The organism is Labrys sp. 22185 (genome assembly GCF_052045555.1).
GTDB classification, from domain to species: Bacteria; Pseudomonadota; Alphaproteobacteria; order Rhizobiales; family Labraceae; genus Labrys; species Labrys neptuniae.
The window spans coordinates 25,626-39,071 of record NZ_JBQEPH010000009.1 but is presented as its reverse complement, the minus strand read 5'-3'; the positions used below and the strand labels follow the sequence as shown (position 1 = coordinate 39,071).

Annotated in this window: 11 protein-coding genes; all 11 read left to right on the top strand. The window is 65.6% G+C overall.

Features of this window, described 5'->3' with window-relative positions; translation table 11 throughout:
- Window positions 1-133: 133 nt before the first annotated feature.
- Entirely contained in the window at window positions 134-1,777 is a 1,644-nt protein-coding gene (locus ACTJKX_RS18595) for an ABC transporter ATP-binding protein (RefSeq protein WP_440726110.1), read from the top strand.
- Window positions 1,774-2,295 carry a MarR family winged helix-turn-helix transcriptional regulator gene (locus tag ACTJKX_RS18590; RefSeq protein WP_149253889.1) on the top strand — a complete coding sequence of 174 codons (522 nt, stop codon included), beginning with the start codon at window positions 1,774-1,776 and terminating at the stop codon, window positions 2,293-2,295. Before ACTJKX_RS18595 ends, ACTJKX_RS18590 begins: the two co-directional genes overlap by 4 nt.
- Window positions 2,292-2,990, top strand: a complete 699-nt coding sequence (locus ACTJKX_RS18585; RefSeq protein WP_440726109.1) for an SDR family NAD(P)-dependent oxidoreductase — start codon at window positions 2,292-2,294, stop codon at window positions 2,988-2,990. The genes ACTJKX_RS18590 and ACTJKX_RS18585 overlap by 4 nt, the downstream gene beginning before the upstream one ends.
- 1 nt (window position 2,991) lies before the next feature.
- Window positions 2,992-4,323: an NAD(P)/FAD-dependent oxidoreductase gene (locus ACTJKX_RS18580; RefSeq protein ID WP_311942817.1), complete on the top strand. Its 1,332-nt coding sequence runs from the start codon at window positions 2,992-2,994 to the stop codon at window positions 4,321-4,323.
- 81 nt (window positions 4,324-4,404) lie between these two features.
- Entirely contained in the window at window positions 4,405-6,078 is a 1,674-nt protein-coding gene (locus ACTJKX_RS18575; RefSeq protein WP_440726108.1) for a peptide ABC transporter substrate-binding protein, read from the top strand.
- Window positions 6,079-6,465: 387 nt separating this feature from the next.
- Complete coding sequence (locus tag ACTJKX_RS18570) at window positions 6,466-7,416, top strand: ABC transporter permease (protein ID WP_440726107.1); 951 nt, start codon at window positions 6,466-6,468, stop codon at window positions 7,414-7,416.
- An 11-nt stretch (window positions 7,417-7,427) separates the two neighbouring features.
- Entirely contained in the window at window positions 7,428-8,318 is an 891-nt protein-coding gene (locus ACTJKX_RS18565) for an ABC transporter permease (RefSeq protein ID WP_440726106.1), read from the top strand.
- A gap of 12 nt (window positions 8,319-8,330) precedes the next feature.
- Window positions 8,331-9,653, top strand: coding sequence for an NAD(P)/FAD-dependent oxidoreductase (locus ACTJKX_RS18560; RefSeq protein ID WP_440726105.1), 1,323 nt, complete (start codon window positions 8,331-8,333; stop codon window positions 9,651-9,653).
- A 240-nt stretch (window positions 9,654-9,893) separates the two neighbouring features.
- Window positions 9,894-11,282: an aspartate aminotransferase family protein gene (locus ACTJKX_RS18555; protein ID WP_440726104.1), complete on the top strand. Its 1,389-nt coding sequence runs from the start codon at window positions 9,894-9,896 to the stop codon at window positions 11,280-11,282.
- Window positions 11,282-12,673 carry a glutamine synthetase family protein gene (locus ACTJKX_RS18550; RefSeq protein WP_440726103.1) on the top strand — a complete coding sequence of 464 codons (1,392 nt, stop codon included), beginning with the start codon at window positions 11,282-11,284 and terminating at the stop codon, window positions 12,671-12,673. Before ACTJKX_RS18555 ends, ACTJKX_RS18550 begins: the two co-directional genes overlap by 1 nt.
- Before the next feature lies 1 nt (window position 12,674).
- Window positions 12,675-13,442 carry an SDR family NAD(P)-dependent oxidoreductase gene (locus tag ACTJKX_RS18545; RefSeq protein WP_440726102.1) on the top strand — a complete coding sequence of 256 codons (768 nt, stop codon included), beginning with the start codon at window positions 12,675-12,677 and terminating at the stop codon, window positions 13,440-13,442.
- Window positions 13,443-13,446: the final 4 nt, after the last annotated feature.

Genomic DNA, 13,446 nt, shown 5'->3' with positions numbered 1-13,446 from the left:
CGGATTGCGGCATTGCGATACCTTCGTTGCCTGAAATTTTCGCTTGGCCTCGCCGGCAAAATTAGTTGTAATCGTCCACTATATCGAGGGCGGGGTGCTGATGTCCCGCCGGTGATTGGGAAGGACGGTCACGATGCTGGTCTCCGACGCCGAGCCGAAAACCCCGAGCGCCACCATCCTGTCGGTCGACAAGCTCACCGTCAGCCTGCCGCGCAACATGGAACGGCCCTACGCCGTCGAGAACATCTCCTTCGAGCTCAAGGCCGGCGAGATCCTCTGCATCATCGGTGAATCCGGCTCGGGCAAATCCGTCACCGCCAACACGATCATGGGCCTGCTGTCGTCATCGCTGACGGTGACGGGCGGGCGCATCCTGTTCAAGGGCATGGATCTGCTGGCGACCCGGGAAGAACGGCTGCGCGACCTGCGCGGCCGGGCCGTCTCGATCATCTTCCAGGATCCGCTTTCCGCCCTCAATCCGCTGATGACCATCGGTGACCAGATCGCCGAGGCGATGGAGGCGCATGGCGTGGGTACGCCCGCCACGCGGCAGCAAAAGGTGGTCGAGCTGCTCGGCGAGGTCGGGCTACCCAATCCGGCCGCCATCCGCCACCAATATCCTTTCCGCCTCTCCGGCGGCCAGCGCCAGCGCGTGATGATCGCCATCGCGCTCGCCCTCGATCCGGACGTGCTGATCGCCGACGAGCCGACCACGGCGCTCGATGTTACCACCCAGGCCCAGATCCTCGAGCTCATCCGCAAGATCCAGCGCCGCAAGGGCATGAGCGTGATGTTCATCACCCATGATTTCGGCGTGGTGGCCGAGATCGCCGACCGTGTCGTGGTGATGGAAAAGGGCCGGCTGGTGGAGCAGGGCACGGCAGCCCAGGTCCTGCGCGAGCCACAGCATCCCTATACTAGGACGCTGATCGCGGCGGTGCCGCGCATGGCGGCCGGTGATACCGCTCCCGCGGCGCTGCCGCCCGTCATCCTGGAGGCGGAGGGGATCAGCAAGACCTATCAGGGGCAGGGGCGGTTCTTCGCCAAGGGCACGCCGATACGCGCCGTCGACGATGTGAGCTTCTCGATCCGGCAGGGCTGCACGCTGGGGCTCGTCGGGGAATCGGGCTCCGGCAAGTCCTCGCTCGGGCGGGTGCTGATGAAGCTGATGGGCAGCGACGGAGGCCGCATCCTGTTCGAAGGGAAGGATATCGCGCCCTTGCGCGAGGATGAATTCCGGCCGCTGCGCCCGCGCATCCAGATGATCTTCCAGGATCCCTATGCCTCGCTCAATCCCCGCCATACCATCGGCCGCATCCTCACCGTCGGGCCCATCGCGCAGGGCATGGCCGCCGGCAAGTCCAAGGAGAAGGCGGTCGGCCTGCTCGCTCGCGTCGGCCTCGATGCCGGCGCCTATGACCGCTTTCCCCACGAATTCTCCGGCGGCCAGCGCCAGCGTATCGGCATTGCCCGCGCGCTGATGTTCGATCCCGTCCTGCTGATCGCCGATGAGGCGGTCTCTGCGCTCGATGTCTCGATCCAGGCCCAGATCCTGCAATTGCTGGCGCGCATCCAGAAAGAGATGCATCTGGCCATGATCTTCATCACCCATGATCTGCGCGTTGCCAGCCAGATCTGCGACGAGGTCGCGGTGATGTTCAAGGGCCGGATCGTCGAATCCGGGCCGCCGGCGCAGGTCTTCCGCAGACCGCAGAACGACTACACCAAGCGTCTGGTGGCGGCCATTCCGGGCAGCGAGTGGGAGCCGGCCGCATGAAGGTAAAACGGGCCAAACCGCCGACGTTGCCCGCGCATATCGATCTCGATGTGCTCGAGGATACGCTCAGCTTCTACATCCGGGTGATCAGCCTGGCGGTGTCGCGAGACCTCGACGAATGGCTCGATGGCCTCGAAGTGGCCAAGGGCACCGGCAAGGTCACCACGCTGCTGCTGGTCGACAGCCATCCCGGCATCCGCCCCTCGGTGATCGCTCATCTGGTGATGAAGGACCGTTCCGCCATGGGACGGCTGGTCGACCACATGATCGAGCAGGGGCTGCTCACCCGCAAAATCTCGTCCGACGACAGCCGGGCCCACGAACTTTACATCACGCCGGCCGGCGCCGAGCTGGCCGCCAAGGTGCGTGTATTGGCGACGGAGCAGTCGAAACGCTTCTTCGACTTCATCCCCGAGCATGAGCAGAGACAGGTCATGGACATCCTGAAACGGGCCTATTGCCGTTTCGTGGGCATGCCGCCTCAGAACAGTGCCGACAAGGAAGGACAGGTGGCATGAGCGAGCAGAGGGTAGCCCTGATCTCGGGCGCCAATCGAGGCATCGGCCAGGCGGTGGCGGCCGAGCTCGCCAGCCGGGGATGGCGGCTTTCGCTGGGCATGCGGCGGCCGGAGCAGCCCGCCTGGGCGGATCCGGAACGCGTGCATCTGCAGGCCTATGACGCCGCCGATCCCCAGGCGGAGGCGGACTGGACCGAGGCGACCCTGCGGCGTTTCGGGCGCATCGATGCAATCGTCGCCAATGCCGGCATCATGATCCCCAAGAACGTCATCGAGGCCGAGGACGAGGATCTCGATGCCATGCTGGCCGTGAACGTCAAGGCGCCGCGGCGCCTGGCCAAGGCGGCCTGGCAGGCCTTGTCCGAGAGCGGGAGCGGGCGGGTGATCGTCATCGCCTCGCTGTCGGGCAAGCGGGTCAAATCCTCGCGGGCCGGCCTCTATTCCATCTCGAAATATGCGGCCGTCGCCCTGGCGCACGGCATCCGTCACGAAGGCTTCGAGCGCGGCATCCGCGCCACCGCGATCTGTCCCGGCTTCGTCGCCACCGACATGGCTCTCGCCCTGACCGACCGCTCGGCCGAGAAGATGACCTCGCCTCATGATCTCGCCCGCATCATCGCCATGCTGATCGACCTGCCCAACGAAGCCAGCGTCGCCGAATTCACCATCAACTGCCAGCTCGAAGAGTCCTACTGACATGCCCGGCCCCACTGTCATTCCCGTCCAAGGCGACGCGGCGCTGCCCGCCAAGGTCGATGTCGTCGTCATCGGCGGCGGCATCATCGGCACCTCCACGGCGCTCGAACTGGCCGAGCGGGGCCTCAAGGTCGCGCTTTGCGAGAAGGGCGGCATCGGCCAGGAACAGTCGAGCCGCAATTGGGGCTGGGTACGCATCTCGCGGCGCGACCCGCGTGAAGTGCCCCTGATGGCCGAGGCGCTGAGGATCTGGAAGACGCTCGACCAGCGCGTCGAAGGCGACACCGGCTATACCCGTGCCGGCATCATGTTCACCTGTGAGAACGACAAGGAATATGCCGACCACGAGCGCTGGAACCGCAATCTCGACGGCTACCAGCTCGACTCCCGCATGATCTCGGGCACCGAATACAAGCGGATGTTTCCCGGCACCACCATGGACATCAAGGGGGCGCTGTTCACCGCCGAGGACGGCCGCGCCGAGCCGCAGCGCGCCGCTCCCCTGATCGCGGAGGCGGCCCGGCGCAAGGGCGCCGCCATCCTGACCGAATGCGCCGTGCGCGGCGTGGAGACGTCGGGCGGAGCGATCAGCGGCGTCGTCACCGAACGCGGGCCGATCGCCTGCAGTGCCGTCGTCCTGGCCGGCGGGGCCTGGTCGAGCCTGTTCTCTGGCCGCTTCGGCATTCGCCTGCCGCAGTTGAAGGTGAAGAATTCCGTCCTGCGCACCAAGCCGCTGGAAGGCGGGCCGGGACCGGCAATCTGGTCCAACGGCTTTGCCGTGCGCAAGCGCGCGGATGGCGGCTATACCATCGCCTCCGGGCATGAGAACGTCGTTGACATCGTGCCCAACAGCTTCCGCTTCTTCTTCGATTTCCTGCCGGCGCTGCGCAAGGAATGGCGTTCGCTCAATCTGAGGATGGGTGGCCGCTTCTTCGAGGAAGCCCGCGTGCCGAAGCAATGGGCGATGGACGAGGTCAGCCCCTTCGAACGCTGCCGGGTGCTCGATCCCGAGCCGGCGAAGGAATTGACCGATGTCGCCCTGGCCAATCTCACCAAGGCCTTCCCGGTCTTCGCCAAGGCAGAGATTGCGCAGCGCTGGGCCGGCTATATCGACGTCACGCCGGATGCCGTGCCGGTGATCTCGCCGGTCGAAGCCATACCCGGCTTCCACATCGCTACCGGCTTCTCCGGCCACGGCTTCGGCATCGGCCCGGCGGCCGGGAAGCTGATGGCCGATCTCGTCACCGGACGGCCGCCCTTGGTCGACCCGGCCAATTTCCGTTTCTCCCGCTTCTCGGACGGATCGAAGATCGAGCTGATCAGCGGGTTCTAAGCCTGCCGGCCCGGGAGATCTCGGGCCAGCAACCGACTGCAACAACCATAAAAATAAAGCCACTCTCCAGAGGAACTCATCATGTCGAAACAAGAGCGAAACCAGTTTCCCCATCCCAATCGCCGGCAGGCCCTCGGCCTCATGGCGGCGACCGGCGCCTCGGCGCTGCTGATGCCGGCCCTGCTTGGGCGGGAGGAGGCTCTGGCGGCCGGCAAGGACAAGCCGTCGGGCCAGATGGTCATCAGCTTCTCGCAGGAGCCGACGGTCTTCAATCCGCATCTGCTCCATATCGAGGTGGACGAGGGCATCCATTACAGCGTGTTCAATCCGCTGTTCGACGTCGATCCGGACGGCAAGTTCACGCCATCCCTCGCCGTCGAGGTGCCGACCGTGGAGAATGGCGGCATTTCCGCCGACGGCCTCACCTGGAAGGTCAAGCTGCGCGATGGCGTGAAGTGGCATGACGGCAAGCCCTTCACGGCCGAGGACGTCAAGTTCACGCTGGAACTGATGGTCGACCCGAATTTCCGCAGCTGGCGGCGCACCGGCCACGAGCATGTGCGTGACATCAAGGTAGTGTCGCCCACCGAGATCAGCTGGCGCATGGACAAGCCCTTCGCGCCCTATCCCTCGATCCTGGCCTCCACCTTCATCGTGCCCAAGCACATCCTCGGCGAGGCTGCCGATAAGAACACGGCGCCTTTCAACAATGCGCCCGTCGGCACCGGGCCCTTCAAGTGGAGCAAGCGCGTCGCCGGCGACTATATCGAGCTTGCCGCCAACGAGGATTATTTCGGAGAAGGCCCCTATCTGGAGCGCATCGTCTACAAATACATCCCCGACATGACGGTGATGTACACCCAGTTCAAGACCGGGGACGTCGATGTCCTGGGCTTGCAATGGATCACGGCCGACCATTACGAGGAAGCCAAGACGCTCGAGGGCAAGGTCGTGGATGTCGTGCCGAATGCGACCATCGAGTCGGTCGGATTCAATATGGAACGTCCGCAGTTCAAGGACCCGGCCGTCCGCAAGGCGCTCTATCATGCGCTGGATAAGAAGACGATCATCGAGGCGCTCTATTACGGCCTGCCCGCCCCGACCGAATCCTACATGCCACAGCAGTCCTTCTACTACAATCCGGACCTTCCCAAGCAGGACTACGATCCCGAGAAGGCCAAGAAGGTGCTCGACGAGGCTGGCTGGGTGCCCGGCGCCGACGGAATCCGCGCCAAGGACGGTGTGCGCCTGTCCTTCAGCAATTCGACCACGGCCGGCAACCATCTGCGTGAGCAGGTGCAGCAATTCATGCAGCAATCCTTCAAGGACATCGGCGTGGAGATGACGATCTCCAACCTGCCGCCGGCCGTGATGTGGGGCGACTACTGGATGTTGTCGAAGTTCGACAGCGTTGTCGTCGGCATCAACTTCATCACCGGGCCTGATCCCGATACCTCGGACTATTTCATGTCGACTTCGAGCGGGGCGAAGGGCGGTAACGGCCAGAACACCTGGCAATATGCCAATCCCGAAGTGGACAGGCTCCTGAAGGAGGCCGGCAACCTTTTCGTGCCGGAGGAGCGCCGCAAGCTCTACTTCAAGATCCAGGAGATCATGCGGACCGACCTGCCCTTCCTGCCGATCTATCAATACGCCACCGTGCGTGGGCGCAAGAAGGGTGTGGAGGGCTTCCTGCCCAACATCAACAACCGCATCGACAGCTGGAACGTCAACACCTGGCGCTGGGCCAAATAGGCCTGCTGCCCGCGGTAAACGAGCGCCTTTTTACCCTCCCCTGGAAGGGGAGGGTCGAGGCAAAGCCTCGGGGTGGGGTGGTTCTTCGCTTGGTAGCCTGTTCGCATGATCACGGTCAGGCGCTTCACCCCACCCCGGCCTTTCAGGCCGACCCTCCCCCTCCAGGGGAGGGTAGTGGTACCTCCGCGTTAACCCGAAGTGGTCGGCTTGGCCTGCCACCCTGCTGACAGCCGGCCCATAGGGTCGGCCCGAAGCGTTTTGCGATGAGAGGGCTAGCCTGGAATCGCAAAACGCTTCAGCCAATCCTTTTGGATTGGCTTGGAACCAAAGAGATAGAGCAAAAAGCGTTCGATCCTGAACGCGCTTTGCTCTTGTGGAGACGATCCCATGCTGCGCTATCTCGCTGGCCGGTTGTGGCAGAGCCTCATCCTGCTGCTGCTGGTCTCGGTCATCGGTTTTGCTGTGCTCAATCTGGCGCCCGGCGGCCCGCTTTCGCAATACACGCTCACGCCGGGCATGACCAAGGAGGCGCTCGATCGCATCGCCGAGCAGATGGGCCTGAACCGTCCGCTGCCGATCCAGTATCTCGACTGGTTCTGGCGTCTGGTGCAAGGCGATTGGGGCCGGTCCTATCGCGACGGCCAGCCGGTGCTCTCCATCATCGGCGGGCATCTCTTCGCCACGCTGCTGCTGATGGGCTTTTCAACCCTGATTTCCATCGTCATCGGCACCTGGATCGGCGTGATGGGTGCTACGCGTCGCTATTCGCTGTTCGATACGCTGGCGACGGTGGGGGCGATGGTGGCGCTCTCCATTCCCACCTTCTGGTTCGGCCTGGTGGCGATCTACCTCTTCTCGCTGAAGCTGAAATGGCTGCCGGCGGGCAACATGTTCACGGTGGGGGACGGCAGCTTCGCCGACTATGCCATCCATCTCATCATGCCCAGCATCGTGCTGGCGCTGGTGAATGTGGCGGTCTGGAGCCGCTACATGCGCACGGCCACGCTCGACGTGATCAACCAGGATTTCGTGCGCACGGCCAAGGCCAAGGGGCTGAAGCCGCGCCGCGTGCTGGTCAAGCACGTGATCGGCAATGCCCTGCTGCCGATGATCACCCTGGCCGGCCTGCAGATACCCACCATCCTGAGCGGAGCGCTGGTGACGGAAACCGTCTTCACCTGGCCGGGCATGGGCCGGCTGTTCCTCGATAGCCTGGGCTACAGCGACTATCCGGTGATCATGGGGCTTTTGATGTTCTCGGCGATCCTGGTGCTCATCGGCAATCTGATCGCCGACCTGCTGGTCGCCTTCGTCGATCCCCGCATCCGGCTCGGTTAGGGAGAAAAGCAATGGCCTCAGCAACTCTTTCCCCCGCATCGCCTTCGCCGAAGCCGCGCTGGTGGCGCAGTCGCACGGTGCGGCGCTTCTGCCGGCATCGGCTCGCCATGGTCGGCCTGGCAATGATCATCCTCCTGACGCTTGCCTGCATCCTCGGCCCGCGCCTGCTGCCCTATGACGAGCTCTTCATCGATCTGAGGGCCCGCTTCGCGCCGCCCTTCACCGGCTACCACATCTTCGGCACCGATCCGCTCGGCCGCGACCTCGCCGCCCGCCTGTTCATGGCGGGGCGCATCTCGCTGCTGGTGGGCTTCTTCGCCATGTTGCTCAGCACGGCGCTCGGCACGGTGATCGGCGTCACCGCCGGCTATTATGGCGGCTGGGCCGGCTCAGCCCTGATGCGCTTCGTCGACGCCTTCCTGTCCTTCCCCAGCATCTTCCTCCTCCTGACGCTGGCGGCCTTCATCAAGCCGGGCCCGCTGATGATCACGGTGATCATCGCCGTCACCAGCTGGATGGAGGTGGCGCGCATCGTGGAGGCGGAAGTGCGCTCGCTGCGCGAGCGCGATTTCGTGCTGGCGGCGCGCATGGTGGGGCTGTCGAACAGCTGGATCATGTTCCGCGAATTGCTGCCCAACGTCATCGGGCCGATCATCGTGGCGGCGACGCTGACGGTGGCCCGCGCCATCCTGCTGGAGGCCTATGTGAGCTTCCTGGGCTATGGCATCCAGCCGCCGCTGCCGAGCTGGGGCAACATGCTCAACGGGGCCCAGCAATATCTCGCCAATGCCCCCTGGCTCGCCATCGTGCCGGGCGTGGCGATCACGCTCGCCGTCACCAGCTTCAACTTCATCGGCGATGGGCTGCGCGATGCCCTCGACGCCCGAAGCGACCTGAACTGAGAGGGCCTGGCCATGTCGAAATTCTCGCCCTTCGACGCGACGCTCTGGTATGCGACGGCCGCTCCCGCCCCGCACACCGTGCCCCTGACCGGGCGCGTGCAGGCCGATGTCTGCATCGTCGGTGCCGGCTATACCGGCCTCACCACCGCGCTTGAACTGGTGCGCAAGGGCGTCAACGTGGTGCTGCTGGAGGCCGAGCAGGCCGGTTTCGGCGGCTCCGGCCGTAATGCCGGCCATTGTACGCCGACCTTCACCCATTTCAGCCTGCCCGAATTGCGCAGGCTGCTCGGCGAACCCTGGGCCGAAAGGCTGATCGCCCGGCAGACCCAGGCCAATGCCCGCGTCAGCGTCATGATCGAGCGCTACCAGATCCAGTGCGAATGGCAGCAGAACGGCTATGTCCAGGCGGCGGCCCGCCCGGGTGCCATCGATGCCATCAAGCGCAAGGTCGAGGAATACAACGCCGTCGGCGCCCGCACCCGCTTCGTCGACAAGGCGGAGGTGGAAGCGATCACCGGCAGCCCGCGCTTCCATGGCGGCTGGTTCCACAGTGAGGCGGGCCATCTCAATCCGCTCGGCTATGCGCGCGGCCTGGCGCGAGCCGTGCAGCAGGAAGGCGGGATACTGCATACGGGCTCGAAGGTGACCAATGTCACGCGCGAAGGCCTACGCTGGGTGGCCCATACCGCTGATGGCAGCGTGGTGGCCGACAAGGTGATCTTCACCACCGGCGCCTATACGGTGGAGGGCTGGCCCAAGCTCGACCAGAGCTTCAAGATCATGCGGGTCTTCGTGGCGGCGACGCAGCCGCTCAGCGAGGAGGAGCGCTGCTCCGTCCTGCCCGAGAACACCACCATGCATGACGGCCGCGGCGACATCTATGTCTACAAATACAATGCCGAGGGCCGCATCGTCGCCTCGATGTTCCCGATGGGGCGGCGCGGGCGCGACCTTGCCTATACGCATCAGGTCATGAGTGATCGCCTGAAATGGCTGCATCCGCAGATTAGGCGGGAGATCCGCTGGGAGTATTTCTGGTTCGGCGAACTCGACATGCAGGCCAGGACCATCCCCCGTCTCTACGGCCTGGCGCCCGGCATCGTCGCCCTCACGGGACTCTCCGGGCGGGGCGTGCCCACCGGCAGCATGCTCGGCGGCATCCTCTCGGAATGGGCGCTGGATGTGCCGGAGCAGGAGCTCTCGCTCAAGGTCGAGCCGCTGCACAAGGCGCCTTTCTATATGAGCTTCGGCCCCCAGCTCACGCTGCGCTACTACCGGGCGCGCGATTGGCTGAAGACCCGCATGGACGGCGCGCCCCTGCCGCCGCACGCCTGACGCGGGAAACTCCCCGATTTTCCACTGCAGAGAGTTGAAGGGCGCGACCGCTGGATCGCGCCCGCTGTCCGCTCGGGAAGAGAGGAGACTTCGATCTGGGGCGATAACGTGATCACAATTCGCGGATTTTTCTGGATATCTGTTGACAGTATAGCCTTCAATCTGCTGATTGTGATCACAATAGTGCGGGCCATCGTTCGGCGATGAACGGTGCCACAATCCATTCAGCGGAGGTTCCTCGTGTCCAGCACGCCGATCGACAATGCAGCCATCGAGGCGCGGGTGAAGGCCCTGCTGCCGGCGGAACGGCAGCTTTATGCCGAGCGTCGTCCCAAGGCGCGGGCCATGGCGGAGCGCAAGGGCAAGGGCCTCTTCGACAATGTGCCGATGCACTGGATGCTCGATTGGCCGATGCCCTTCCCGATGGTGATCGAGCAGGCGAGCGGCGTGCATCTCACCGACATCGACGGCAATGCGGTGGTCGATCTATGCCTCGGCGATACCGGCGCCATGTTCGGTCACGGGCCCGAGCCGATCCTGGAAGTGCTGCGCAATACCGGCCATCGCGGCCTGACGACGATGCTGCCATCCGCCGATGCCGAGATCGTCGGCGAGCTGCTGGCCGCCCGCTTCGGCCTGCCGCATTGGCAGATCGGCGCCACGGCGAGCGATGCCAACCGCTTCGCCATCCGCGTGGCGCGGGCCGTGACCGGGCGGCGCAAGATCCTGGTGTTCGACGGCTGCTATCACGGCGCCGTCGATGACACGCTGGTCGATCTCGTCAATGGCCGTACTTTCTCGCGGGCGAGCCTGCTCGGTCAGGTGGTCGATCTCGGCGAGACCACCATTGCCATTCCCTTCAACGATGAGGAAGCGCTGCGCGGCGCCTTGGCGTCCGGTGAAGTCGCCTGCGTGCTGGCCGAACCGGTGATGACCAATTGCGGCATGATCCTGCCGGCGCCGGGTTTCCACGACACGTTGCGGCGGCTGACGCGCGAACATGGCACGCTGCTGCTGATCGACGAGACCCATACGATTTCCACCGGCCTCGGCGGCTACACCATGCTGCACGGTCTGGAGCCCGACCTGATGGTGATGGGCAAGCCCATCGGCGGCGGCGTGCCGGTGAGCGTGTGGGGCATGAGCGCCGAGGTGGCCGAGGGGCTCGACCGGGCGCGGCGGGCGCGCGACAGCCATGGCCATTCCGGCATCGGCACCACTTTGTCCGGCAGTGCGCTGCAACTCGCCTGCCTGAGGGCGAGCCTGGAAAAGGTGATGACCTCAGGGACCTATGCCACCATGGCCGCGCGAACCGACATCATCGAGGCAGGCCTTATCAAGGCCATCGGGGCGCAGGGCCTGCCCTGGCATGTCACCCGCGTCGGCGCCCGGCTGGAAGTGGTGTTCAGCTCCGAGCCGGTACGCAACGCGGGGGAAGCCCGTGAAGCCGCCTCCTCGGTCATCGAGGAGGGATTGCACCTGTCCCTGCTCAATCGCGGCTTCCTGCTCACCCCCTTCCACAACATGATCCTGGTCAGTCCGGCCTTGGCTGAGGCGCAAGCCCAGGCGCTGGTTACCGCCTATGGCGAGATCCTCGCCCGCTTCTGCCAGGCCGGGGAGGCGGCGTGATGGCCGGCGCCCTGTCGACGCGGCCGGCCCAGGCCGCCGATATTGCCGAAGCCGAGGCCTTCCTGGCCGATCATCCCGAGATCGGCGCCTTTGATCTCGTCCTTGTCGACATCAACGGTATTGCCCGCGGCAAGATCATCAGGCGGGAGGAACTCCTGCCGCTGTTCCGCGGCGGCCGGCATCTGCCCGGCTCCATTCTCGGCCTCGACGTCACCGGCGAGGATGTCGAGGAAACCGGCTTGGTCTGGTCGGATGGCGATGCCGACCGGCGCGCCTGGCCGATCGCCGGCTCCCTGGTGCCGCTGCCCTGGACCTCGCCGCCGCGCGGCGAGGTGCGCCTGTCGCTGTTCGAGCTCGACGGCTCGCCGATGGCGGCCGATCCCCGCCATGCCCTGGCAGCCCAGCAGGCTTTGCTCCAGGCCGAGGGCAGGCAGCCTGTCGCCGCCTTCGAGCTCGAATTCTACCTGCTCGATCGCGAGGCGACGGCAGATGGCCGCCCGCAGCCGCTCCGCCTACCGTTGACCGGCGAGAGGCTCGGCGGCATCCATGTCTACAGCGTCGATGAGCTCGATCGCCTCGAGCCCTTCGTCGATGCGGTCTATCGCGCCGCCGAAGCGCAAGCCCTTCCGGTGCAGACGCTGATCTCCGAATATGCGCCGGGCCAGTTCGAGCTGACATTGCGCCATCGCGAGGACGCGCTGCGCGCCGCCGACGATCTCGTCATGCTGAAGCGGCTGCTGCGCGCACTTGCCGTGCGCCACGGCATGAAGGCCTGCTTCATGGCCAAGCCTTTCGCCGGTCGCGCCGGCTCGGGCATGCACGCCCATGCCAGCCTGGCAGGCCGGGACGGTGCCAATCTCTTCGCCGACCGCGACGGCGAGCTCGCGCTGGCCCTGCGGCATGCCATTGCCGGCCTGCTGGAGACCATGACGGAGAGCATGCTGGTCTTCGCCCCCCATCTCAATTCGTGGCGGCGTTTCGCGGCCCAGAGCTACGCGCCGACGGCGCCGAGCTGGGGCGTCAACAACCGGGCCGTCGCCGTGCGGGTTCCCGCCGGCTCGCCGGAGGGGCGGCATCTGGAGCAGCGTGCCGCCGGCGTCGACGCCAATCCCTATCTGGTCGGGGCCGTCGTGCTGGCGGGAATCCGCCGGGGCCTCGCCGCCCGGCGCGATCCGGGCCCACCGGCCACCGCCTATGCGAACGCAGCCGACGACGCCCTGCCGGCCGATTGGCGCAGCGCCATCGAGGCGGCGGCCGGCTCGGCCTTCCTGAAGGAGGCCCTGGGCGAGCGCCTCCACCATGTGCTGCTGGCGCTCAAGCGGGCGGAATATCGGCGTTTTGCCGCCGATATCACCGCTTTGGAGCTGCAGCTTTACGGGGAGGTCGTCTGAGATGGCCAGGCGGACCATTCTGATTGCCGGTGGCGCCGGCGGCATGGGGCTGGCGACGGCCCTGCGCTTTGCCCAGGACGGCGCGCGCATGGTCCTGGCGGATCTTGCCGGCCCGCGTCTCGAAGAGGCCCGGGCCAAGGTGGCGGATGCGGGTGCCGAGGTGCTCGCGTTGCCGCTCGACATCCGCTCGGCCCAGGCCTGCCGCGAGGTGGTGGCGAAGGCGAGCGAGGCCGGTGGCCTCGATGTGCTCGTCAACGCTGCCGGTGTCTGGTTGGAAGGTCCCGCCACGGAGGTCGGCGAGGAGGACTGGGACCGTGTGCTCGACGTCAACCTCAAGGGCGCCTTCTTCCTGATCTCGGCGGCCATTCCCCATCTCGCTTCTTCTCGCGGCGTGATCGTCAATATTGCCTCCGATGCCGGGCTGGTGGGCAACAAGGGGGCGGCCGTCTATTGCGCCTCCAAGGGCGGGTTGGTGCTGCTCAGCAAGGCCCTGGCGCTGGAACTCGCGCCACAGGGCATCCGCGTCAATGCCATCTGCCCCGGTGACGTCGTCACACCGATGATCGAATACCAGGCCGCGACCTATGGCGACGGCGATCCCGACGCCTATAAGCGGCGGCTGCTCGGCAACTACCCGCAGGGCGAGAGTGCCCGTTTCATCAAGGCCGAGGAGATCGCCAGTCTCATCCATTATCTCTGCCAGCCTAGCGCCGCACCGATCACCGGCGCGGCCCTCTCCATCGATTTCGGCATCACCGCAGGCTATTGAACCC